The sequence below is a fragment of the Azotobacter bryophylli genome (genome assembly GCF_042643485.1).
GTDB classification, from domain to species: Bacteria; Pseudomonadota; Gammaproteobacteria; order Pseudomonadales; family Pseudomonadaceae; genus Azotobacter; species Azotobacter bryophylli.
In genome coordinates, this window is sequence record NZ_JBHRSJ010000030.1 from 24,044 (window position 1) to 46,717 (window position 22,674).

General features: G+C 63.6%; 19 protein-coding genes. 11 read left to right on the forward strand and 8 right to left on the reverse strand.

Annotated elements, in window-relative coordinates:
• Window positions 1–600 precede the first annotated feature (600 nt).
• From ACFOJE_RS14350 to ACFOJE_RS14400, 11 genes are all read left to right on the forward strand, one after another.
• Complete coding sequence (locus ACFOJE_RS14350; protein ID WP_377815098.1) at window positions 601–2,001, forward strand: polynucleotide adenylyltransferase PcnB; 1,401 nt, start codon at window positions 601–603, stop codon at window positions 1,999–2,001.
• A gap of 2 nt (window positions 2,002–2,003) precedes the next feature.
• On the forward strand, window positions 2,004–2,501 hold the full coding sequence (gene folK / locus ACFOJE_RS14355; protein WP_377815100.1) for a 2-amino-4-hydroxy-6-hydroxymethyldihydropteridine diphosphokinase: 498 nt from the start codon (window positions 2,004–2,006) through the stop codon (window positions 2,499–2,501).
• Window positions 2,502–2,608: 107 nt separating this feature from the next.
• Window positions 2,609–3,409 carry a 3-methyl-2-oxobutanoate hydroxymethyltransferase gene (gene panB / locus ACFOJE_RS14360; RefSeq protein ID WP_377815102.1) on the forward strand — a complete coding sequence of 267 codons (801 nt, stop codon included), beginning with the start codon at window positions 2,609–2,611 and terminating at the stop codon, window positions 3,407–3,409.
• A complete protein-coding gene (panC, locus tag ACFOJE_RS14365; protein ID WP_377815104.1) occupies window positions 3,406–4,263 on the forward strand; it encodes a pantoate--beta-alanine ligase in 858 nt (285 codons plus the stop codon). Before panB ends, panC begins: the two co-directional genes overlap by 4 nt.
• 123 nt (window positions 4,264–4,386) lie before the next feature.
• On the forward strand, window positions 4,387–4,767 hold the full coding sequence (gene panD / locus ACFOJE_RS14370; RefSeq protein ID WP_377815106.1) for an aspartate 1-decarboxylase: 381 nt from the start codon (window positions 4,387–4,389) through the stop codon (window positions 4,765–4,767).
• Window positions 4,768–4,863: 96 nt separating this feature from the next.
• A complete protein-coding gene (pgi, locus tag ACFOJE_RS14375) occupies window positions 4,864–6,528 on the forward strand; it encodes a glucose-6-phosphate isomerase (protein ID WP_377815108.1) in 1,665 nt (554 codons plus the stop codon).
• Between the two features lie 126 nt (window positions 6,529–6,654).
• The gene (acs, locus tag ACFOJE_RS14380) at window positions 6,655–8,592 is read left to right on the forward strand and encodes an acetate--CoA ligase (RefSeq protein WP_377815110.1); all 1,938 of its coding nucleotides are present in this window, start codon (window positions 6,655–6,657) and stop codon (window positions 8,590–8,592) included.
• 52 nt (window positions 8,593–8,644) lie between these two features.
• Entirely contained in the window at window positions 8,645–9,523 is an 879-nt protein-coding gene (locus tag ACFOJE_RS14385; protein WP_377815112.1) for an oxygenase MpaB family protein, read from the forward strand.
• Window positions 9,524–9,618: 95 nt separating this feature from the next.
• On the forward strand, window positions 9,619–12,540 hold the full coding sequence (locus tag ACFOJE_RS14390) for a DUF748 domain-containing protein (RefSeq protein WP_377815113.1): 2,922 nt from the start codon (window positions 9,619–9,621) through the stop codon (window positions 12,538–12,540).
• A complete protein-coding gene (locus tag ACFOJE_RS14395; RefSeq protein WP_377815115.1) occupies window positions 12,540–12,842 on the forward strand; it encodes a DUF2845 domain-containing protein in 303 nt (100 codons plus the stop codon). Before ACFOJE_RS14390 ends, ACFOJE_RS14395 begins: the two co-directional genes overlap by 1 nt.
• Window positions 12,843–12,881: 39 nt before the next feature.
• On the forward strand, window positions 12,882–13,181 hold the full coding sequence (locus ACFOJE_RS14400; RefSeq protein ID WP_377815117.1) for a DUF2845 domain-containing protein: 300 nt from the start codon (window positions 12,882–12,884) through the stop codon (window positions 13,179–13,181).
• 45 nt (window positions 13,182–13,226) lie between these two features.
• On the opposite strand, the gene ACFOJE_RS14405 is transcribed toward ACFOJE_RS14400, so the two are convergent.
• The 8 genes from ACFOJE_RS14405 to rimP all read right to left on the reverse strand — a co-directional run bounded on the left by ACFOJE_RS14405 (window position 13,227) and on the right by rimP (window position 22,610).
• Window positions 13,227–13,538 carry a BON domain-containing protein gene (locus tag ACFOJE_RS14405; protein WP_377815228.1) on the reverse strand — a complete coding sequence of 104 codons (312 nt, stop codon included), beginning with the start codon at window positions 13,536–13,538 and terminating at the stop codon, window positions 13,227–13,229.
• A 425-nt stretch (window positions 13,539–13,963) separates the two neighbouring features.
• Window positions 13,964–16,069 carry a polyribonucleotide nucleotidyltransferase gene (gene pnp, locus ACFOJE_RS14410; RefSeq protein ID WP_377815118.1) on the reverse strand — a complete coding sequence of 702 codons (2,106 nt, stop codon included), beginning with the start codon at window positions 16,067–16,069 and terminating at the stop codon, window positions 13,964–13,966.
• A 162-nt stretch (window positions 16,070–16,231) separates the two neighbouring features.
• Window positions 16,232–16,501, reverse strand: coding sequence for a 30S ribosomal protein S15 (rpsO, locus tag ACFOJE_RS14415; RefSeq protein ID WP_377815120.1), 270 nt, complete (start codon window positions 16,499–16,501; stop codon window positions 16,232–16,234).
• Between the two features lie 144 nt (window positions 16,502–16,645).
• On the reverse strand, window positions 16,646–17,563 hold the full coding sequence (truB, locus tag ACFOJE_RS14420) for a tRNA pseudouridine(55) synthase TruB (protein WP_377815122.1): 918 nt from the start codon (window positions 17,561–17,563) through the stop codon (window positions 16,646–16,648).
• A gap of 3 nt (window positions 17,564–17,566) precedes the next feature.
• Window positions 17,567–17,956 (reverse strand): 30S ribosome-binding factor RbfA, encoded by a 390-nt coding sequence (gene rbfA, locus ACFOJE_RS14425; RefSeq protein WP_377815124.1) that lies wholly within the window; start codon window positions 17,954–17,956, stop codon window positions 17,567–17,569.
• Window positions 17,957–18,081: 125 nt separating this feature from the next.
• Entirely contained in the window at window positions 18,082–20,598 is a 2,517-nt protein-coding gene (gene infB, locus ACFOJE_RS14430) for a translation initiation factor IF-2 (protein WP_377815126.1), read from the reverse strand.
• Window positions 20,599–20,624: 26 nt separating this feature from the next.
• Window positions 20,625–22,106, reverse strand: a complete 1,482-nt coding sequence (gene nusA / locus ACFOJE_RS14435) for a transcription termination factor NusA (RefSeq protein ID WP_377815128.1) — start codon at window positions 22,104–22,106, stop codon at window positions 20,625–20,627.
• A gap of 45 nt (window positions 22,107–22,151) precedes the next feature.
• The gene (rimP, locus tag ACFOJE_RS14440; RefSeq protein ID WP_377815130.1) at window positions 22,152–22,610 is read right to left on the reverse strand and encodes a ribosome maturation factor RimP; all 459 of its coding nucleotides are present in this window, start codon (window positions 22,608–22,610) and stop codon (window positions 22,152–22,154) included.
• Window positions 22,611–22,674: the final 64 nt, after the last annotated feature.

Genomic DNA, 22,674 nt, shown 5'->3' on the forward strand with positions numbered 1-22,674 from the left:
ACAGAAAGCGGGCCATCCGGTAACGGCGAGCCGAATTCTCTATCCTGAATCCGACGCACCTGATAGCCAACGTATTGATTCAAAATGAATTTTTGAAAATGGCACGGTAACTGCCATATTATTCGAACAACGACAACAACAAGCCAGAAGCAACGCAATAAAAACAACACGTAACGACTCCAGCCCTATAAAAACAACGATGCGGAGGCGCAGCAAACCGATCTTTTTGGAGTGGATTCCCGCCCGTCGGGCCTTGCCCGCAACCAGACCGAGAACAATAAAACTGCCTCGAGGCAGCACCTGAACTGGTTGGATCGAATGATGGTGGCGGTATCGGCAACCAAAGAAATCTGTTCGCTATTGGCTCCCCGACTGGGGAGCCGCCCGGCAGCCTCTCAGGCTTGCCGGAACGGGTCGGACAACAAGAACGACAGGCCCGGGCCAGTGACAACGACTTGAAAGGGAGCTTCGGCTCCCTTTCGTGCCTTTGACAGCCCTCCCCTCTTCGTACACCATCCTGCGGCCGATGCTAGAATCTGCAATCATCCTGCGGTCAAAAGCTCGCTACTGGCCGACCATCCCGTCAAACAGTGCACCCCAATGCTGAAGAAGCTCTTCAAGTCTTTCCGCCTGCCCCTGAGCCGCCCCAAACCGCGTAGTACGCCCAAGGTGCTGAATAACCAGCAGCATTCGCTGCGTCGCCAACAGATCAGCCGCCATGCGGTCAGTGTAGTCGAGCGTCTGCAGGGCGCCGGCTATCAGGCCTACGTGGTCGGTGGTTGCGTGCGGGATTTGCTGCTCGACCATGAGCCGAAGGATTTCGACGTCGCCACCAATGCCACCCCCGAGCAGGTGCGGGCCGAGTTCCGCAACGCCCGGGTCATCGGTCGCCGATTCAAGCTGGTCCATGTGCACTTCGGCCGGGAAATCATCGAGGTTGCCACCTTCCGTGCCCATCACCCCGAGGGCGAGGACGAAGAAGAGAGCAGCCAGTCCTCGCGCCATGAAAGCGGGCGCATCCTGCGCGACAACGTCTACGGCACCTTGGAGGAGGACGCCCAGCGGCGCGACTTCACCATCAATGCGCTGTACTACGATCCGAGCAGCGAGCGCATCCTCGATTACGCCCACGGCGTTCCCGACATACACAACCGTCTGGTCCGTCTGATCGGAGATCCCCGTCAACGCTACCAGGAAGATCCGGTCCGCATGCTCCGCGCCGTGCGCTTCGCCGCCAAGCTCGACTTCGACATCGAGCACCACAGCGCCGCACCGATCCGTCAGCTGGCGCCGCTGCTGCGGGACATTCCCTCGGCACGGCTGTTCGACGAAGTGCTCAAGCTGTTCCTTTCCGGCCATGGTGAGCGCACCTTCGAGCTGCTCCTCGACTACGACCTGTTCGCCCCCCTGTTCCCGGCCAGTGCCGAGGCCCTCGAGCGCGATCCGGGCTATACGGGCAGATTGATTCGCCAGGCCCTGGCCAACACCGATGCGCGCATCGAGGAAGGCAAGCCGGTGACCCCCGCCTTCCTCTTCGCCGCACTGCTCTGGCCTGCGCTGCCCGCCCGCGCCCTGGCCCTGCAGGAGCGAGGCATGCCGCCGATCCCGGCGATGCAGGAAGCCGCACACTTGGTCATCAGCGAACAATGCCGCCGCACCGCCGTTCCCAAGCGTTTCACCATCCCGATCCGCGAGATCTGGGACATGCAGGAGCGCCTGCCGCGACGCCAGGGCAAGCGCGCCGATCTGCTTTTGGAGTATCCTCGCTTCCGCGCCGGTTACGATTTTCTCCTGCTGCGCGAAGAGGCCGGTGAACAGACCGGCGGCCTCGGCGACTGGTGGACCGACTATCAGGAGGCCAGCGACAGCGAAAGACGCAGCATGATCCGCGCCCTCAGCAACAAGGAAGAGGGCGGCGCACCGCGCAAGCGCCGGCGCAGCGGCTCCCGCAAGCGCCGTGGACCACACAAGGAAAGTGCTCCGAACACCTACGGAGATTGAGCATGGAACGTATCTACATCGGCCTCGGCAGCAATCTGGCCGAACCGCACGAACAGCTGTGCGCGGCCCTCGCTGCCCTGCGGGCGCTGCCGCGCACGCATCTGGCCGCGGTTTCCTCCTTCTACGACAGCGAGCCGTTGGGGCCTGCCGACCAGCCGCCCTACGTCAATGCCGTCGCCGCCCTGGACAGCGAGCTGGAGCCGCTCGAGCTGCTTGATGCCCTGCAGACGATCGAGCTCGATCAGGGCCGCGTGCGCAAGGCCGAGCGCTGGGGCCCGCGCACCCTGGATCTGGACATCCTGCTGTTCGGTGATCGTCAACTCGACGAGCCGCGCCTGACCGTGCCGCACTACCACATGCAAGCCCGCCCCTTCGTGCTCTACCCGCTGGCGGAGATCGCCCCGAACCTGTGCCTGCCGGACGGCCGCGCGCTCGACGAACTGCTCGCCGCCTGCCCGTTCGAGGGGTTGCGCCGCCGCGAGACGGACTGTGCGGGCTAGGCGGGTCGGCAAAGCCCGTAATTGACTTCCGCCCCCCCCATCCGGACTATAAGCCTCCCATTGCCCCGTACCGGTGCACGACCGGTACCGATGAGGACAAATACAAGATGCCCGAAGTAACCCGGACCACCCTGCAAGGCCTCAAGCAGAAGGGTGAGAAGATCACCATGCTGACCTGCTACGACGCCACCTTTGCCCATACGGCCTCCCGGGCCGGTGTCGAGGTACTGCTGGTGGGCGACTCGCTCGGCATGGTCTTGCAGGGCCACGACAGCACCCTACCGGTAAGCGTGGCCGACATGGCCTACCACACCGCCTGCGTCAAGCGGGGCAACCAGGGCGCGATGATTCTCACCGACCTGCCGTTCATGGCCTATGCCACCCTGCCCCAGGCGCTGGAGAACTGCGCCGCGCTGATGCGCGCCGGCGCACACATGGTCAAACTGGAGGGAGGCGCCTGGCTCGCAGAGACCGTCAGCCGCCTGGCCGACAACGGCATTCCAGCCTGCGTGCATCTGGGCCTGACCCCGCAATCGGTGAACCTGTTCGGCGGCTACAAGGTGCAGGGCCGCGGCGAAGCCCAGGCCCAGCGGCTGCGCGACGACGCCGAGGCGCTGGAGCGGGCCGGCGCAGCGATGCTGCTGCTGGAGTGCGTCCCCAGCGAACTGGCCTCGGAGATCAGTCTGGCGGCGCAGGTCCCGGTCATCGGCATCGGCGCCGGTAGCGGCACCGACGGCCAGGTGCTGGTCATGCACGACATGCTCGGCCTCTCCCTCAGCGGCCGGATGCCGAAGTTCGTGAAGAACTTCATGGCCGGCCAGGACAGCCTCCACGGGGCGTTCGCCGCCTATGTGAGCGCCGTGAAGAAACGCGAATTCCCCTCAGACGAACACGGTTTTTCCGCATGATCACCGTCAAGACCATCCGCGAACTGCGGGCCGCCGTGGCCCGGGCCCGCGGCGAAGGCAAACGTATCGCCCTGGTGCCGACCATGGGCAACCTGCATGCCGGACACATCGCCCTGGTGGAAAAAGCCAGGCAGCGCGCCGACTTCGTGGTTGTCAGCATCTTCGTCAACCCCCTGCAGTTCGGCCCGAACGAAGATCTGGACAACTACCCGCGCACCCTGGCCGCCGATCAGGAGAAGCTGTTCGGCGCCGGCTGCAACCTGCTGTTCGTGCCCGGCGTCGAGGAGATGTACCCGGGCGGCCTGCAGTCCCAGACCCAGGTCAGCGTCACGGGCGTTTCCGAAGGGCTGTGCGGCGACAGGCGCCCCGGGCACTTCGACGGCGTGGCCACCGTGGTGACCAAGCTGTTCAACATCGCCCAGCCGGACATCGCCATCTTCGGCGAGAAGGATTACCAGCAGCTGGCGGTCATCCGCACCATGGTGCGCGACCTGAACATGCCGGTGCAGATCTTCGGCGAGCCGACCGTCCGCGCTGGCGACGGGCTAGCCCTGTCCTCGCGCAACGGCTACCTCAGCGAGGAGCAGCGCGCAATCGCTCCGGCCCTGTACCGGACCCTGTGCGACGCGGCCGCCGCCATCCAGGCCGGCGAGCGGGATTTCGACCGTCTGATTCGTGACGGGCTCGCCGCCCTCGAGCGGGCCGGCTTCCGTCCCGACTACCTGGAGATCCGTGAAGCCAACAGCCTGCGGCCCGCCACGGCAGCGGACCACCAGCTGGTCGTGCTGGCCGCGGCCTTCATCGGCAATACGCGACTGATCGACAATCTATCCGTGGAAATCGCCGGTCAATAAAACCATGGGGGCTCTGGTACTGGGCCGCCGGGCAGTCGTACCATACACCCCCGTGTTCTTGATCACATAACAAGGTTGGGGCAAACTCACCCGCCGCTTGTGGAAGCCTGAAGAGGAATAGCCATGCATGCCATCATGCTCAAGGCCAAATTGCACCGTGCCGAGGTAACCCACTCGGTGCTCGATTACGAGGGCTCCTGCGCCATCGATGGAGAATGGCTGGATCTGGCAGGCATCCGCGAGTACGAGCAGATCCAGATTTACAACGTGGACAATGGCGAGCGCTTCACCACCTACGCCATCCGCGCCGAGGAAGGCTCGAAGATGATCTCCGTCAACGGCGCCGCCGCGCACAAGGCCAAGGAAGGTGATCGCCTGATCATCTGCGCCTATGCCCATTACAGCGAGGCGGAGCTGGCCAGTCACAAGCCGCATATCCTGTATATGGCCCCCGGCAACGTGCTCAGCCATACCAGCAACGCCATCCCGGTACAGGTCGCCTGACAGGTAGTTCCTGCACGTCCTTGCCCCGAATCGAAAAGCCCGGAACGCTCCGGGCTTTTTGTTATAGAACGCTCAAGTACAAGGAAGAAGCTCCTTATGCCGTACTACAAGCACCCACTCGATGTCACCGCCCTGCCCTCCTGGCAGGCGCTTGAGCGTCACCGCGAGGCCATGCAGGCCTTCAGCATGCGCGACGCCTTCGCAGCGGACCCGGAACGCTTCAAGCGCTTTTCCCTGAGCGGCTGCGGTCTATTTCTCGACTACTCGAAGAACCTGATCACCAACGAAACCCGCGATCTTCTGGTACGCCTGGCGCGGGAGATCGGGCTCGAACGGGCCATCCGCGCGCTGTTCGACGGCGAAGCGCTGAACGCCTCGGAGGGCCGCCCGGCCCTGCACACCGCCCTGCGCCAGCCGGTCGGCAAGCGCCTGGTGGTGGACGGCGTCAACCTAATCCCGCTGGTCCATCGGGTCCTGAACCAGATGACCGAGCTGACCGGGCGCATCCACGACGGCCTCTGGCGCGGCTATTCGGAACACCCGATCACCGATGTGGTGAACATCGGCATCGGCGGCTCCTTCCTCGGCCCGCAGCTGGTTTCCGAGGCCCTGCTGCCCTTCGCCCAGCGCGGCGTGCGCTGCCATTACCTGGCCAATATCGACGGCAGCGAGTTCCACGACCTGTCCACCCGCCTGCGCGCCGAGACCACCCTGTTCATCGTCTCCTCGAAATCCTTCGGCACCCTGGAGACCCTGAAGAACGCCCAGGCCGCGCGCACCTGGTGCCTCGCCCAAGGCTGCCCGGAAAGCGAGCTGTACCGCCACTTCATCGCCGTCACCAGCAATACCGAGGCCGCGGTGAGCTTCGGCATCCGCAAGGAGAACATCTTCCCGATGTGGGACTGGGTAGGCGGCCGCTACTCCCTGTGGTCGGCGATCGGCCTGCCGATCGCCCTGGCCATCGGCATGTCGAACTTCAAGGAGCTGCTGTCCGGCGCCTACAGCATGGACCAGCACTTCCAGAACACGCCCTTCGAGGAGAACATGCCGGTACTGATGGCCCTGCTCGGCGTCTGGTACGGCAACTTCTGGGGCGCGCAGAGCCATGCCATCCTGCCCTACGACCACTACCTGCGGAACATCACCCAGCACCTGCAGCAGCTGGACATGGAGTCCAACGGCAAGAGCGTGCGCCAGGACGGCACCCCGGTATCCTGCAGCACCGGCCCGGTGATCTGGGGCGGCGTCGGCTGCAACGGCCAGCACGCCTACCACCAGTTGCTGCACCAGGGCACCCTGCTGATTCCGGCGGACTTCATCGTCCCGGTGGTCAGCCACAACCCGATCGCCGACCACCATCAGTGGCTGTACGCCAACTGCCTGTCGCAGAGCCAGGCCCTCATGTGCGGCAAGACCCGCGCCGAGGCCGAAGAAGAGCTGCGCGCCAAGGGCTGGCCGGAATCCGAGGTTCAGCGCCTGGCGCCGCACAAGGTGATCCCCGGCAACCGGCCGAGCAACACTCTGGTGCTGGAGCGCATCAGTCCGCGCCGGCTGGGGGCCCTGGTCGCCCTGTACGAGCACAAGGTCTTCGTGCAGAGCGTGATCTGGGGAATCAACGCCTTCGACCAATGGGGCGTCGAACTGGGTAAGGAACTCGGCAAGGCCGTCTACCAGCGCCTCACCAACGGCGAGGAAGATCCGGCCGAGGACGCCTCTACCCAGGGGCTCATCGACTACTTCCGCGGACGCCACCGCGGCTGAGTCGAGCCTGCGGCGCAGGGCTCCTGCGCCGCACGAGGCGCCATGCCGGCGCCCCGGAAACTTGAACCCGACGCATAGCGGGTCCACCCTTACGAGCATCGCGGACACAATAAGAAGGAAACCGCCATGCTCGAGATCAGCCCCCTCCCCGTCAGCGAAGCGGCACGTCAACGCGCTCTGCTGGACAACGACGCCTATCTGCGCCTTTATCGGCAGTCCGTCGAGGAGCCGGAGCGCTTCTGGGCCGAGCAGGCCGCGGCCTTTCTCGACTGGTTCGCGCCCTGGCGCAGCGTCTACGAGGGCGATCTGCGCCAGGGCCGGGCCAGTTGGTTCGCCGGGGGGCGGCTGAACGTCTCCCACAACTGCATCGACCGCCACCTCGCCCGGCGCGGCGATCAGGTGGCGCTGATCTGGGAGGGTGACAATCCGGCCGAGTCCAAGCAGATCACCTACCGCCAGCTGCACGACCAGGTCTGCCGCCTGGCCAATCTGCTGAAGAGCCGAGGCGTCGGCAAGGGCGACCGGGTCTGCATCTACCTGCCGATGATCCCGGAAGCGGCCTTCGCCATGCTCGCCTGCGCCCGCATCGGTGCCATCCACTCGGTGGTGTTCGCCGGCTTTTCCCCGGAAGCGCTGCGCGACCGCATCCTCGATGCCGATTGCCATACCCTGATCACCGTCGACGGTGGCATCCGCGGCGGCAAGGCCACGCCGCTCAAGCACAACGCCGACCTGGCCCTGAACAGCTGCCCGAACGTCTCCACCATGATCGTGGTACGGCGCACCGGCGGCGAAGTCGACTGGCAGCCGGGGCGCGATCTCTGGTACCACGAGGCCGTGCCCGCCTGCAGCGCCGACTGTCCGGCCGAGCCGGTGGACGCCGAGGACCCGCTGTTCGTTCTCTACACCTCGGGCTCGACCGGCAAACCCAAGGGCGTGCTGCATACTACCGGCGGCTACCTGCTGCAAGCGGCGATAACCCACAAGTACGTATTCGACTACCACGACGGCGACATCTACTGGTGCAGCGCGGATATCGGCTGGGTCACCGGGCACAGTTACATCGTCTACGGCCCCCTGGCCAACGGCGCCACATCCCTGATGTTCGAGGGCGTACCGAACTATCCGGACGCTTCGCGGTTCTGGCAGGTGGTGGACAAGCACCGGGTGAACATCTTCTACACAGCCCCCACCGCGCTGCGCTCGCTGATGCGCGAGGGCGAGGCACCGGTGAAGAAGACCTCCCGCGCCAGCCTGCACCTGCTCGGCTCGGTGGGCGAGCCGATCAACCCGGAGGCCTGGGAGTGGTACTTCCGGGTGGTCGGCGAGAGCCGCTGCCCGATCGTCGACACCTGGTGGCAGACCGAAACCGGCGCCATCATGATCACGCCGCTGCCGGGGGCGACCCGGCTCAAGCCGGGCTCGGCGACCCGCCCGTTCTTCGGCGTACAGCCGGCGCTGCTGGACGACAAGGGCCGGGAGATCGACGGCCCCGGCGCCGGCGTGCTGGCGATCAAGGCGAGCTGGCCGAGCCAGATCCGCAGCATCTGGGGCGACCGCCAGCGGCTGATCGACACCTACTTCAAACCCTACCCCGGCTACTACTTCAGCGGTGACGGCGCGCGGCGCGACGAGGACGGCTACTACTGGATCACCGGCCGCATCGACGACGTGATCAACGTCTCCGGCCACCGTATCGGCACCGCCGAGGTGGAAAGCTCCCTGGTACTGCACGACGGCGTCGCCGAGGCGGCCGTGGTCGGCTGTCCCCACGACGTCAAGGGGCAATGCATCTACGCCTTCGTCACCCTGGTGAACGGCTGCCAGCCCAGCGATCAGCTCAAGCAGGAACTGATCGCCATGGTCAGCCGGGAAATCGGCAGCTTCGCCAAGCCCGAGTTCCTGCAATGGGCACCGCGTCTACCCAAGACCCGCTCGGGCAAGATCATGCGCCGCATCCTGCGCAAGATCGCCTGCAACGAACTGGACAACCTGGGCGACACCTCGACCCTCTCCGACCCAAGCGTTCTGCAGGAGCTGATCGACCAGCGATTGAACCGATAGCCCGCCTTCGGGCTTCGATACGCTCAGCGCCAACCCGCAGTCTGGAGCTGATATGAAATTCCTTCGCCGCAGTCTCGAAGCCCAGGTTCTCGGCATCAGCGGCCTGGCCCTTGGACAGATCGATTTCGAGAGCCCCAAGGGCGATCCAGGCCTGTTCGGTCCCGACTCGGCCTGCTGGCGGGTGCACGGCGACTTCACCAGCATGCTCATCGGCGGCATCAGCGGCCTGCTGTTGCAGGCCTTGCATCCGCTGGCGCTGGCCGGAGTCTGGGACCATTCGAACTTTCGCCAGGACATGCTCGGCCGCCTGCGCCGCACCGGCCAGTTCGTGGCCGGCACCACCTACGGATCACGGGCGGACGCCGACTGGCTGATCGCGCGGGTGCGCCGCATCCATCAGCGGGTCGTCGGCCATGCCCCGGATGGCCGGCCCTATGCCGCCAGCGATCCCGAGCTGCTGACCTGGGTGCACGTGGCCGAGGTCAGCAGCTTCCTGCACGCGCACCTGCGTTATCGCAATCCCGGGCTCCCCGGCGCCGAGCAGGATCGCTATTACGCGGAAATCGCCCTGATCGCCGAACTCCTGGGCGCCCGCACGGTGCCCCGCTCGCGGACCGAAGTAGCGGACTATCTGCAGCAGATGCGCCCGCAGCTGTGCTGCGACGATCACTGTCGGGAAGTCGTGGGCCTCATCCTCGCTGCCCCGGCCCCCAACCTGCAGGCCAGGCCCTTCGCCTGGCTGATGCTGCGCGCCGGGATCGACCTGCTGCCGGACTGGGCAGCGCAGATGCTCGGGCTGCATCTGAACCCGATGCAGCGCCGCTTGATCCGTGTCGGGGTCGGAGGCACGGCACCGCTGCTACGCTGGGCGGTGCGCAACGGCTCCCTGCATCGGGCCCGACGGCGCATGGGATTGCCGGGGAGGCCTTAGACGAGCCGAGCCTCGGCGAAACGCGTGCGGGTTGGCTCTCGAAAGCAAAGGTGCATGTCATACTCCCCTGTGAATTACCACGGAATACCTCTGCAATGCGCCAAGGACTCAAACGCACGGTTGCGACCCTGCTGGTCATGATCGGCCTCTACAGCCTGCTCGGCTTCCTGATTCTCCCGGGGCTCGCGTTGCGGGTCATCAACCAGCAGCTGGAGCAGTATGTCGTCGTCCCGGCCCGGCTGGAACGACTGGAGTTCAACCCCTTCAGCCTGAAGCTCGACCTGTACCAGCTGCGACTGGGCGAAGCCGGAGCCGAGCAGTTGGCCTTCGAACACCTGCACGGCAATCTGCAATGGGACAGCCTGTGGACCGGCGCCCTGCATCTGGCCGATCTTCATCTCGAGCGTCCGCAGCTGGAGGTACGCCTCGACCCGCAGGGCAAGCTTAATCTGCTCGCGCTGCTCGACCTCCCGAAACCCGCCGCCGAGCAGCCGCAGAAGCCTGCGGGCAAGCCCTTTCCTCTGCGCCTGGAGCGTCTCCGGCTGGACCAGGGCCGCCTGCACTTCCAGGACCAGCGCCCGAGCCAGTCGGTCGAGCTGCGCTATGACGCCATCTCCTTCGAGCTGGCCAACCTCAGCACCTTGCCCAGCGAGTCCGCCGAGCTCACCCTACTGGCGAACAATCCCCAAGGCGGGAGGATTGACTGGAGCGGCCAGCTCAGCCTGATGCCGCTATCCTCCAGCGGCAGGCTCGGGATCGACCGATTGGGCTTGCAGTCGCTGTGGCCCTACGTGCGGCAGAACCTGCCGCTGGAGCTGAAGGAAGGAGCTCTCAGCCTGAGCACCGAATACCAGCTGGACCTGGCGGACAAGCCCCAGCTGACCCTGCGCAACGCCTCCGTGACCCTCTCGCCATTCGCCATCGAGGCGCCGGATGGCCGGCCCCTGGCCCGTCTGCAGAGCCTGGAGATCGGCAACACCTCGTTCGATCTGGCCAAGCAGCAGGTGGTGATCGGCCAACTGCGCAGCCAGGGACTGGAAGCCTGGGCGGCTCGCGAACCCAACGGCACCCTGGACTGGCAGGCGCTCTTCGCCACCGGCGCGAAAACGCCGGAACAGCCGGGCACCGCCGCCCCCGCCGATGCCGCGTCCCCGACGCCGGACACCCGGAAGCCGGCCTGGCAAGTTTTGCTGCAAGATGCCCAGATGCGCGGTACCCGGCTGCATCTGACCGACCGGGTACCGGAGCAGGACGTGGAGTTGCTGGTCGGCCCCCTGGATCTCGATCTGCGGGACTTCGACAGCCGCGGCCAGTCGCCCTTCCAGCTCAAGCTGAACAGCGCCATCGGCCAGGGCCAGGTACAGATCGCCGGCCAGGTCCAGCAGACGCCGCTGAGCGCCCGGCTGCAGGTCGAAAGCCGGGATCTGGATCTGCGCCTGGCGCAGTCCTACATCAGCCCACTCATGCGCCTGGAGCTGCGCAGCGGCCAGCTCGATGGAGACCTGCAGGTCGAGCTGCAGGGCGGCTCGCCGCTGGCGCTCAGCGTTGGCGGCAAAGCCGTGGTCAAGCAGCTGCATACCCTGGACACCCTGAAGAGCCGTGACTTCGTCAAATGGCAGCAACTGACCCTGGATGGCCTGAATTATCGTCACGGCGAGCAACTGAGCATCGACCAGGTCACCTTCAGCCAACCGTACGCCCGCTTCATCATCAACGAGGACCTGACCACCAACGTCGGCGAGCTGCTGATCGCCAAGCCCCAGCAGCCGGCCGCAGCGCCGAACGAAAAGCCGGAAACCGGCGGCAAGCCGCTGGGCATCCACATCGGCGCCGTCGACATCCGCGACGGTTCGGCCAACTTCGCCGACTTCAGTCTGCGGCCGAACTTCGCTACGGCCATCCAGCAACTCAACGGCCACATCGGCACGCTGGACAACCGCCAACCGGCACCGGCCTCGGTGGATATCAAGGGCAAGGTCGATCGCTACGCACCGGTCACCATCGAGGGCGGCCTCACCCCCTTCAATCCCCTTGAGCGTCTGGACATCGCCACCCGCTTCCAGCGCGTAGAACTGACCACCCTGACCCCCTACTCCGGCAAGTTCGCCGGCTATCGCATCCGCAAGGGCCGGCTCGACCTGGATCTGCACTACCGCATCCAGAACGGTCGACTGAACGCGGAGAACAAGGTGGTCCTCGAACAGTTGCAACTCGGCGAGCGGGTCGACAGCCCGAGCGCGGTGGATCTGCCGATACGTTTGGCGGTGGCGCTGCTGAAGGATACCCAGGGGCGGATCGCCATTGATCTGCCGGTGCAGGGCGACCTGAACAACCCCGAGTTCAGCATCATGCCCATCGTCTGGAAGACCCTGCGCAACCTGGTACTGCGGGCGGCAGAGGCCCCCTTCAAGTTCATCGGCGGTCTCGTTCAGGGCAGCGCGCCCGATGTCGACCTCGGCCAGGTCGATTTCCGGCCGGGCTCGAGCGAACTCGAGCCCAAGGCGCAGCGCAATCTGGATACCCTCGGCGAGGGCCTGAAGCAGCGCCCGCAGCTGCGCCTGGAGATCGAGGGCATGAGCTCCCAACCCAGCGACGGGCCGCTGCTCGCCGAGCAACGCCTAGAGCGGGAATACCGTATCGTCTACTACCGCATGCTGCAGCGCCGCGGCGAAAGCGTGCCGGCCAGCGCCGAACAACTGGAAGTGCCGGACAAGGAGAAAGCGCCGCTGCTAGAGGGCATCTATCGCAGCCGTCTGAAGCAGCAGCCGCCGACGGAATGGGCGAAACTGAAACAGGAACAGCGCGCCAGCCAGATGCGCCAGGCGGTGCTCGACTCCTGGAGCAACAGCACATTGCTGCTACGACAATTGGCCCAGGCGCGTGCCGCCAACATCAAACGCTATCTGGTCGAGCGCGGCGGCCTGGACGACCAGCGCATCTACCAGCTGGACGTCAACGTCGGCGAGTCCTCGGCCGATGACAAGGTCAGCGTACCCTTGCATCTGGGGAGCGAGTGATGGCGCAGAAGAAGTTGCTACGATCGCTCTATCTGCTACCTACCTTCCTTTGCCTGCCCGCGTACGCCGACACCCTGCGCTGCGGCAGCCAGCTGGTCAGCGTGGGAGACCGGGCCTTCGAAGTCGAACAGAAATGCGGCGCGCCGCGGGAGCGCGACCTGCTCGGCTACAGCGTCGAACGCCAGGGACAGTATGACTTGAAGCTGGAGGAATGGGTCTACGGCCCGTACAACGGCATGTACTATTTCCTGGAATTCGAGGGCAATCGCCTGGTCCGCATCGATACGCGACGCCGGCTCTGAAGGCAGGCAGCCAATCTCGGATTCTGTGCAGGCCCCGTGATGAATATCCGCATTGTTTCCTTGCTCGGCCTGCTGCTGGCAGGCCCGCTTCACGCCGACACGCTGCGCTGTGACAGTCATCTTGTCAGCACCGACGATCCGGTCCAGGAAGTCGAGGCCAAATGCGGCGAACCGGTCAGCCGCGACTTCCTGGGCTACCGGGAAAGGGTGGATGAATGGGGCTTCCTCCAAGAGGTCCGGGTGGAGGAATGGGTCTACGGCCCGCGCAACGGCATGTACTACTACCTGCGCTTCGAAGGCAACCGACTGGTCGATATCGACAGTCGACGCGGACGGTGAATCAGGACGAGCCCCTCCCATGCTCGAGAAGGGCCCGGTGACAGGCTAGTCGGCGACATCCAACCCTTCGGCCGAAACGTCCCTGACGCCCTCGATGCCCTTCGCCTTCTGAATGGCCAGCTTCTTCTCCGCCTTGCTGGCCACGGTGCCGGAAAGCGACACGACACCCTTGTTGGTCTCCACCTTGATATCCGTGCCGCTCAGGCTGTCGTCGGCCAGGAAACTGGCCTTGACCTTGCTGGTGATCCAGGTGTCGGATACCGACCGGCCGGCCTTGTTCATGGTGTCACCGGCCTTGTCCATAGTCTCACCAGCGTCGTCCATAGTATCGCTGGCCTTTTCACCGCCTTTCTCCATGGTTTCGCCAGCCTTGTGTCCAGCCCGCTCCATGGTATCGCCGGCGGAATCACCAGCGGCGACGAACAGCGGCTTACCCTGGACCGTGGAGCCATCCGCCAGGGCGCTGTGCATCAACGAGCCCATGGCGATGGCGGTAGCAGTGACGAGGGTCCATTTGTGGAAGGACTTGCTCATGTCTTCGGTTCCTCTCTTCTGGCGGAAGTGACTGCCTGTCTGAGTGGTCGCAAGCCCCGTGCCAAACCGGAAGGAACAAGATTCGTTGTTTAATCAGGGAATTATGTAAGGCCATCAAGTCCCGTATGTTGCAAGCTGCAAGACTGGCGTTATTTGCAGGTTGCAGCTTGCATGATCCGGCAGCTTTCGAGCCGCAAAAAAAAAGAGGGCCTGACAGGCCCTCTTTTTCGCGCCGGAAAGCGTCGTCGTTACACGCCGGAAGCCTCGGCAGCAGCGACGTCCTTCATCGACAGCTTGATGCGGCCACGGTTATCCACATCCAGCACCAGCACCTTCACCTCCTGACCTTCCTTGAGCACGTCGGTGACTTTCTCGATGCGCTGGTCGCTGATCTGCGAGATGTGCACCAGACCGTCCTTGCCCGGCAGGATGTTGACGAAGGCACCGAAGTCGACGATGCGCTCGACCTTGCCGACGTAAACCTTGCCGATCTCGGCTTCGGCAGTGATGGACAGCACGCGCTGCTTGGCGGCTTCGGCGGCCTCGCGGGTCTCGCCGAAGATCTTCACCGAACCGTTGTCCTCGATGTCGATGGAGGCCTTGGTCTCCTCGCAGATAGCGCGGATGGTGGCGCCGCCCTTGCCGATCACGTCGCGGATCTTGTCCGGATCGATCTTCATGGCCAGCATGGTCGGGGCGTTGACCGACAGCTCGCTGCGCGACTGGGCGATGACCTGGCTCATCTGACCGAGGATGTGCAGACGGGCTTCCAGCGCCTGGTTCAGGGCGATTTCCATGATCTCCTCGGTGATGCCCTGGATCTTGATGTCCATCTGCAGTGCGGTGACGCCGTTGGCGGTACCGGCCACCTTGAAGTCCATGTCGCCCAAGTGGTCCTCGTCGCCGAGAATATCGGTCAGCACGGCGAACTTCTCGCCCTCCTTGACCAGGCCCATGGCGATACCGGCCACCGGCGCCTTCATCGGCACACCGGCGTCCATCAGCGCCAGGGAGGCGCCGCAGACCGACGCCATGGAGCTGGAGCCGTTGGACTCGGTAATCTCGGAAACCACACGCACGGTGTAGGGGAATTCCTCTTCCTTCGGCAGCATGGCCTGCACGCCGCGGCGGGCCAGACGACCGTGGCCGATCTCGCGACGGCCGGCGCTGCCCATGCGGCCGCACTCGCCCACCGAGAACGGCGGGAAGTTGTAGTGCAGCATGAAGGTGTCCTTGCGCTCGCCTTCCAGGGTGTCGAGCAGCTGGGCGTCGCGCGCAGTGCCGAGCGTGGCCACCACCAGCGCCTGGGTCTCGCCGCGGGTGAACAGGGCGGAGCCGTGGGTCTTCGGCAGCACGCCGACTTCGACCTTCAGCGGGCGAACGGTACGGGTATCGCGGCCATCGATACGCGGCTTGCCGTTGACGATGTTCTCACGCACGGTGCGGTATTCGATCTCACCGAAGGCGCTTTTCACCTCGTCGACGCCATACTGGCCTTCCTCGCCGGCCAGCTTGGCCACTGCCTGATCACGCAGCTCGTCCAGGCGGCCATAGCGATCCTGCTTCAAGGTGATGGTGTAGGCCTGGGAGATGGCCTCGCCGAATTCGGCGCGGATGGCGTTCAGCAGGGGGCTGTTGGGGGCCGGCGGCTCCCAGTTCCAGGCGGGCTTGCCGGCCTCGGCGGCGAATTCCTTGATGGCCTGGATCACGGCCTGGAATTCCTCGTGGGCGAACAGCACGGCACCGAGCATCTGGTCTTCGGTCAGCTCCTCGGCTTCGGACTCGACCATCAGTACTGCGGATTCGGTACCGGCCACCACCATGTCCAGGCGGGAAGCCTTGAGCTGCTCGTAGCTCGGGTTCAGCAGGTAGCCGGTTTCCTCGTGGTAACCCACGCGGGCGGCGCCGATCGGGCCGTTGAACGGAATGCCGGAAACCGCCAGGGCGGCAGAGGTGCCGATCATCGAGGCGATGTCCGGGTCGGTCTTCTTGCTGGTGGACAGTACGGTACAGATCACCTGTACCTCATTCATGAAGCCTTCCGGGAACAGCGGACGGATCGGACGGTCGATCAGGCGCGAAGTCAGGGTTTCCTTCTCCGAAGGACGGCCTTCGCGCTTGAAGAATCCACCGGGGATGCGGCCGGCGGCGTAGGTCTTCTCCTGGTAGTGCACGGACAGCGGGAAGAACCCCTTGCCCGGGTCAGCCTGCTTGGCTGCGACCACGGTGACCAGGACGGTGATGTCGTCATCAATGGTGACCATCACGGCACCCGAGGCCTGGCGCGCGATGCGACCGGTCTCGAGGGTGACGGTCGACTGACCGAATTGGAACTTCTTGATAACCGGATTCACGGTACTTTCCTTCTCTTTGTTGCCTTGGGGGAAATCCTCAGGAAGGGGGGAGTCGGACCCTGTTCGCTTCCTGAAAAAGCCGGGAGCTGAAAGCAAAAGGCTGGAAGCAAGCACGATGTCTCACTTCCAGCCTCCCGCTCCCCGCTTCCGGCGTGGCGCGTCTTAGCGACGCAGACCCAGACGACCGATCAGGGTGCTGTAACGAGTGGTGTCCTTACCCTTCAGGTAGTCCAGCAGCTTGCGGCGCTGGTTGACCATGCGGATCAGGCCACGACGGGAATGGTGGTCTTTGCCGTTGGCCTTGAAGTGTTCCTGCAGCTTGTTGATGTTGGCGGTCAGCAGGGCAACCTGCACTTCCGGAGAACCGGTATCGCCTTCAGCTTGCTTGTACTCGTTAACGATCTGGGCTTTTTCTTCAACGCTCAGTGCCATGATGGGCTCCTAGAGTGAACAGGCCGGGATATCTCCCGTTTGGATAGAAGGGGAATGACCGTGCCTGCTGACAGCCACCCTCGTTATAGCCGGTTCCGACCGGCTATGTTTAACCGCGATCGGGCCAATCCGCCGCGGCGTCGGTCATTCCGACCGAATCAGTCGACGCGGCGCAATGCGCCCATCGTCGCTCACCTCACCGATGCCGATGAAGCGACCTTCGTGATCCTGCACACGGACCATGCCGAATTTCGGTGCCTGTGGTGCGCGCACCGGCTGACCGTGCAGCCAGTAATAACTGCTGTGCTCGGAGAGCTGCAGCAGGGGCCAATGCTCCAGACCGCTGTCGGCCGGCAGGAGGAAACGGTCCAGCGCTTCGCTGCCACCCTCGGCGTGGGCCTGCTCAAGGCTCTCCAGACTGATCGCCTGGTCCAGGCTGAAAGGCCCGGCCTGGGTCCGCCGCAACTCCGCGACATGGGCGCCGGCGCCCAGCGCCTGGCCGATATCCTCGACCAAAGTGCGAATATAGGTGCCCTTGCTGCAGGCCACCGAAAGTCGGGCGAACGGGGGTTCGAAACTCAGCAAATCCAAGCGCCCAATAGTAACAGAACGCGGCTCGCGCTCCACTACTTCGCCAGCACGAGCCAGCTTGTAGAGCGGTTGACCATCGCGCTTGAGCGCCGAATACATTGGCGGAATCTGGCTAATCTCGCCACGAAAGCGCGACAGGACCGCTTCGAGGGCATCTCGATCGACGCTCACGTCACGACGCTCGAGCACTTCCCCCTCGGCATCGCCGGTCGCGGTGGTCACGCCAAGATGCATCAGGGTCTCGTAGCCCTTGTCGGCATCCAGAAGGTACTGGGAGAACTTGGTCGCCTCGCCGAAGCAAAGTGGGAGAACACCAGTGGCCAGTGGATCGAGACTGCCGGTATGACCGGCCTTCTCCGCGTTCAACAGCCAACGGATCTTCTGCAGCGCGGCGTTGGACGTCAGCCCGCGCGGCTTGTCGAGAACCAGGATGCCATCGATCTTGCGGCGAATACGTTTGACCTGGGCCACGCCTTACTCCTCGCCCTTACCTGCATGCAGGCGGTCTTCCGCCACGGCTCGCTCGATCAGCGCAGAAAGCTCGACACCGCGGCGAATGCTGGCGTCATAGCAGAAATGCAGTTGCGGGATGGTTCGCAGCTTCATCGACTTACCCAGCAGCATCCGCAGAAAGCCGGCGGCTTCATTGAGGATCTCCAGATTGCGCTCGATCTCCTGGGCGCTGTCTTCCTTGCCCATGACGGTGATGAACACCTTGGCGTGGGAAAGATCTCGAACGACCTGGACACCGGTGATGGTGACCATACCGAGGCGCGGGTCCTTGATCTCTCGTTGGATCAGCAGGGACAGCTCGCGCTGCATCTGATCGCCGATGCGTTGGGTACGACTGTAATCTTTGGCCATGGAATCTGCCTCGAGCCGTAAAGCTCTCAAAAATCATGTAGCCACAAACGGGAGCGGCAAGCCCAAGCCGAGGCGAGCGTCGCCACGCTTGGAGCTTGCCGCTTGTCACTTGCCGCTGTGCTGGGTTACAGCGTCCGAGCCACCTGGACTTTCTCGTACACTTCGATCTTGTCGCCGACCTTGACGTCGTTGTAGCTCTTCACGCCGATACCGCATTCCATGCCGGCACGCACCTCGGCAACATCGTCCTTGTAACGGCGCAGGGATTCCAACTCGCCCTCGAAGATCACCACGTCGTCGCGCAGCACACGGATCGGCCGATTGCGATGAACCATGCCCTCGACCACCATGCAGCCGGCGATAGCGCCGAACTTCGGCGAGCGGAAAACATCGCGCACCTCGGCGACGCCCAGGATGTTTTCCCGGACTTCGCTGCCCAGCATGCCCGTCAGCGCCTTCTTCACGTCCTCGATGATGTCGTAGATGACGTTGTAATAGCGCAGATCCAAGCCTTCCTGCTCGACGATCTTGCGGGCGCCGGCATCGGCACGCACGTTAAAGCCGAACAGTACTGCATTGGAGGCCAGGGCCAGGTTGGCATCGCTCTCGGTGATACCACCGACGCCACCGCCCACCACGCGCACCTGGACTTCCTCGTTGCCAAGCTCCGAGAGGGCACCCTGCAGGGCCTCCAGCGAGCCACGCACATCGGACTTGAGGACGATGTTGAGAGTCTTCTTCTCGTCCTGCCCCATGGTCTCGAAGATGTTCTCCAGCTTCGCGGAATGCTGACGCGCCAGCTTCACCTCGCGGAACTTGCCCTGGCGGAACAGGGCCACTTCGCGGGCCTTCTTCTCGTCGGCCACTACGGTCAGCTCGTCGCCAGCATCCGGCGTACCGTCCAGGCCGAGGATTTCCACCGGAATGGAAGGGCCAGCCTCCTTGATGGGCTTGCCGTTCTCGTCGAGCATGGCCCGCACGCGGCCATAGTTGACTCCGACCAGGACCATGTCGCCTTGACGCAAGGTACCGTCCTGCACCAGTACGGTGGCGACAGGGCCACGTCCCTTGTCGAGACGCGATTCGACCACTACACCACGGCCAGGAGCCGAAGGGGTCGCTTTCAGCTCCAGCACCTCGGCCTGCAGCAGCACGGCTTCGAGCAGTTCGTCGATACCGGTACCGACCTTAGCGGAGACGGGAACGAACTGGGTGTCGCCACCCCACTCCTCCGGAATCACGTCCAGTGCAGCCAGACCGTTCTTGATCCGGTCAAGATCGGCATCCGGCTTGTCGATCTTGTTCACTGCGACCACGATAGGCACGCCCGCAGCCTTCGCATGCTGCACAGCCTCCTCGGTCTGGGGCATCACGCCGTCGTCGGCCGCCACCACTAGGATCACGATGTCGGTAGCCTTGGCGCCACGCGCACGCATGGCGGTGAACGCTGCGTGACCGGGGGTGTCCAGGAAAGTGATCATGCCCCGGTCGGTTTCCACATGGTAGGCACCGATGTGCTGGGTGATACCACCGGCCTCGCCTGCCGCCACCTTGGCTCGACGGATGTAGTCGAGCAAAGAGGTCTTGCCATGGTCGACGTGACCCATGACGGTGACCACCGGCGCGCGGGAAAGCGCCTCGCCCTCGAATTTGAGCGACTCGGCCAGCTGCTCTTCCAGCGCATTCTCGCTGACCAGCTTGACCTTGTGCCCCATCTCTTCAGCCACCAGCTGCGCGGTTTCCTGATCGAGCACCTGGTTGATGGTCACCGGAGTGCCCATCTTGAACATGAACTTGACCACCTCGGCGCCCTTGACCGCCATCTGTGCAGCCAATTCGGCCACAGTGATGGTCTCGCCAATGGTCACCTCGCGCACGACCGGACCGGTCGGGCTCTGGAAGCCATGCACGTTGCGCTTCTTCAGCTTGGATTTGCCAGCGCGACTGCCACCGCGACGGAAGCGGTCCTCTTCATCCGCACCGGGGCGTACCGAGGGACGAGGAGCGACAGCCTTTTCCTTGATCGATGGGCGATGCTGAGCATTCTTGCGGTCGCGACGCTCATCGTCGATCACACGCACCTTTTCCGAGCGACGAGCCTCTTCGCGCTTGCGCTCCTCATTGCTCACAGTTCGCGCGGGCGCGGCTTCCACCTGGGGCTCAGTCACCTCAGGCGCAGGTACTTCTACAGCCTTGGCCACTGAGATCGCGGTCGCTTGCTCGGCCTGGCGCCGAGCCTCTTCCTCAGCAGCACGGCGTTTGGCTTCCTCATCGGCCTTCAGGCGCGCCGCAGCTTCCTCGGCAGCGCGCTGCTCTTCCAGTTCGCGCTGCTTCTCGGCCTCCAGCTCGTCGGGGCTACGTTTGACATAAGTCTTTTTCTTGCGCACCTCGACACTAATGGTCTTGCTGCCCGCCACTTTGAGAGTTGTGGTGGTCTTGCGCTTCAGGGTGATCTTGCGCGGCTCTTCCAGCTTCACGCCGTGACTGCTTTTGAGATGGGCCAATAAGGCCTGCTTCTCGTTATCGGTCACAACCTGCTCGGCGCTGGTGTGCGACAGTCCCGCCTCCCGCATCTGCTGCAGCAGGCGCTCGACCGGTGTATCGACCACCTGGGCCAGTTCTTTCACCGTGACTTGCGTCATGCATCTCTCTCCTCAGGCCGTAATGCTTACTCGAACCAATGGGCTCGAGCGGCCATGATCAGCTTGCCGGCACGCTCTTCATCCATGCCGTCGATGTCAAGCAGGTCGTCAATCGACTGCTCAGCCAGGTCTTCGCGGTTAACCACTCCGCGCATCGCCAGCTCCACCGCCAGCTCCTTATCCATACCCTCCAGAGAGAGCAGGTCTTCGGCCGGTTGGGCATCAGCTAGCTTTTCTTCTGTAGCGATGGCCTTCGTCAGCAGGCGGTCCTTGGCACGCATGCGCAGTTCGTTGACGATTTCCTCATCGAAACCCTCAATGCCGAGCATTTCTTCCATCGGTACATAGGCAATCTCTTCCAGGCTGGTGAACCCTTCCTCCACCAATACCTGAGCCAACTCTTCGTCGACTTCCAGTTCCTCGACGAAGGAACGCAGAATATCGCCGGTTTCAGCCTGCTGCTTGGCCTGGATATCAGCTTCGGTCATGACGTTGAGGGTCCAACCGGTCAACTGGCTGGCCAGCCGCACGTTCTGCCCGCCTCGGCCAATGGCTTGGGCCAGATTGTCCTCTGCCACAGCGACATCCATGGCATGAGCATCTTCATCGACGATGATCGCGGCCACCTCGGCCGGGGCCATGGCATTGATCACGAACTGAGCAGGGTTGTCATCCCAGAGCACGATATCCACACGCTCGCCACCCAGTTCGCCAGAAACGGCCTGAACGCGGGAACCCCGCATGCCGATACAGGCGCCTTGGGGATCGATACGTTTGTCCCGGGAGCGCACTGCGATCTTGGCGCGGGAGCCCGGATCGCGGGAAGCCGCCCTCACCTCGATCAGCCCTTCGGCGATTTCCGGCACTTCGATCGTGAACAACTCGATCAGCATCCCCGGCGCCGTTCTCGACAGTATCAGCTGTGGGCCACGATTTTCCGGACGAATTTCCTTGAGCAAGGCACGTACCCGGGCACCGACCCTGAATGTCTCGCGAGGAATGATGTCTTCCCGAGCCAACAGAGCCTCAGCGTTGTTACCGAGATCGACGATGACATTGTCGCGGGTCACTTTTTTGACCGTACCGGACACGATTTCCCCGACCCGCTCACGGTAGGCATCGACCACCTGAGCGCGCTCGGCTTCGCGGACCTTCTGCACGATCACCTGCTTGGCAGTCTGCGCAGCGATACGACCAAACTCGATGGACTCGATCTTTTCTTCGATCATGTCCCCTATCTTGGCATCAGGATTACGCTCCCGGGCCTGCGCCAAGGTCAGCTCGGCGGCAGGGTTTTCCAGAAGGTCATCCTCGACCACTGTCCACCGACGGTACGTGTCATAGTCTCCGGTGTGGCGATTGATCTGTACGCGCAGATCGACTTCATCCTCATAGCGCTTCTTGGTAGCGGTGGCCAGTGCCAGCTCCAAAGCTTCAAAAATCACGCCGGCCGGTACACCCTTCTCGTTGGATACCGACTCAACAACCAGCAGTACTTCTTTGCTCATCGTACGCTCGCCTTTGCAATCCATTGGATCCGCGGGATCCGCGACTTAGTCAAAACGGGGAATGATATTGGCCTTGTCGATCAGATCGATCGGCAGTAGGTATTCATGCTCATCCACCAACACCACCACGTCCTGCTCCTCTACGCCACGCAGGAGGCCCTGAAAGTTGCGCCGTCCTTCGAAGGGAGACCTCAGTTTGATCTTCACCTGCTCGCCGGGATACCGTGCGAACTGCTCAAGGGTAAACAATGGTCGGTCCATACCCGGGGAGGATACTTCGAGGGTGTACTCGCTGCTGATCGGATCCTCGACATCAAGGATCCCGCTAACCTGGCGACTCACCTTTTCACAGTCATCGACGAGGATGCCATTGGCATGATCGATATAGATACGCAGCAGAGAATGCCGCCCTTGAGACAGGAACTCGATGCCCCAGCACTCGTAGCCGAGCGCCTCCACTACCGGGGCCAACAAGGCCTGCAACTGTTCTAGCTTGCTCGACACCTGAACCCCTCGCGCATGCTGTGCAAATAAAAAATGGGCGCAACGCCCATTCCCTTCCGTTCTG

Coding starts and splice junctions, on each gene's coding strand:
- panB (WP_377815102.1), top strand. CDS start 2,609: ATGCCCGAAGTAACCCGGACCACCCTGCAAGGCCTCAAGCAGAAGGGT.
- ACFOJE_RS14390 (WP_377815113.1), top strand. CDS start 9,619: ATGCGCCAAGGACTCAAACGCACGGTTGCGACCCTGCTGGTCATGATC.
- folK (WP_377815100.1), top strand. CDS start 2,004: ATGGAACGTATCTACATCGGCCTCGGCAGCAATCTGGCCGAACCGCAC.
- ACFOJE_RS14400 (WP_377815117.1), top strand. CDS start 12,882: ATGAATATCCGCATTGTTTCCTTGCTCGGCCTGCTGCTGGCAGGCCCG.
- ACFOJE_RS14350 (WP_377815098.1), top strand. CDS start 601: ATGCTGAAGAAGCTCTTCAAGTCTTTCCGCCTGCCCCTGAGCCGCCCC.
- rbfA (WP_377815124.1), bottom strand. CDS start 17,956: ATGGCCAAAGATTACAGTCGTACCCAACGCATCGGCGATCAGATGCAG.
- pgi (WP_377815108.1), top strand. CDS start 4,864: ATGCCGTACTACAAGCACCCACTCGATGTCACCGCCCTGCCCTCCTGG.
- panD (WP_377815106.1), top strand. CDS start 4,387: ATGCATGCCATCATGCTCAAGGCCAAATTGCACCGTGCCGAGGTAACC.
- infB (WP_377815126.1), bottom strand. CDS start 20,598: ATGACGCAAGTCACGGTGAAAGAACTGGCCCAGGTGGTCGATACACCG.
- ACFOJE_RS14405 (WP_377815228.1), bottom strand. CDS start 13,538: ATGGAGAAAGGCGGTGAAAAGGCCAGCGATACTATGGACGACGCTGGT.
- ACFOJE_RS14395 (WP_377815115.1), top strand. CDS start 12,540: ATGGCGCAGAAGAAGTTGCTACGATCGCTCTATCTGCTACCTACCTTC.
- rpsO (WP_377815120.1), bottom strand. CDS start 16,501: ATGGCACTGAGCGTTGAAGAAAAAGCCCAGATCGTTAACGAGTACAAG.
- panC (WP_377815104.1), top strand. CDS start 3,406: ATGATCACCGTCAAGACCATCCGCGAACTGCGGGCCGCCGTGGCCCGG.
- nusA (WP_377815128.1), bottom strand. CDS start 22,106: ATGAGCAAAGAAGTACTGCTGGTTGTTGAGTCGGTATCCAACGAGAAG.
- acs (WP_377815110.1), top strand. CDS start 6,655: ATGCTCGAGATCAGCCCCCTCCCCGTCAGCGAAGCGGCACGTCAACGC.
- ACFOJE_RS14385 (WP_377815112.1), top strand. CDS start 8,645: ATGAAATTCCTTCGCCGCAGTCTCGAAGCCCAGGTTCTCGGCATCAGC.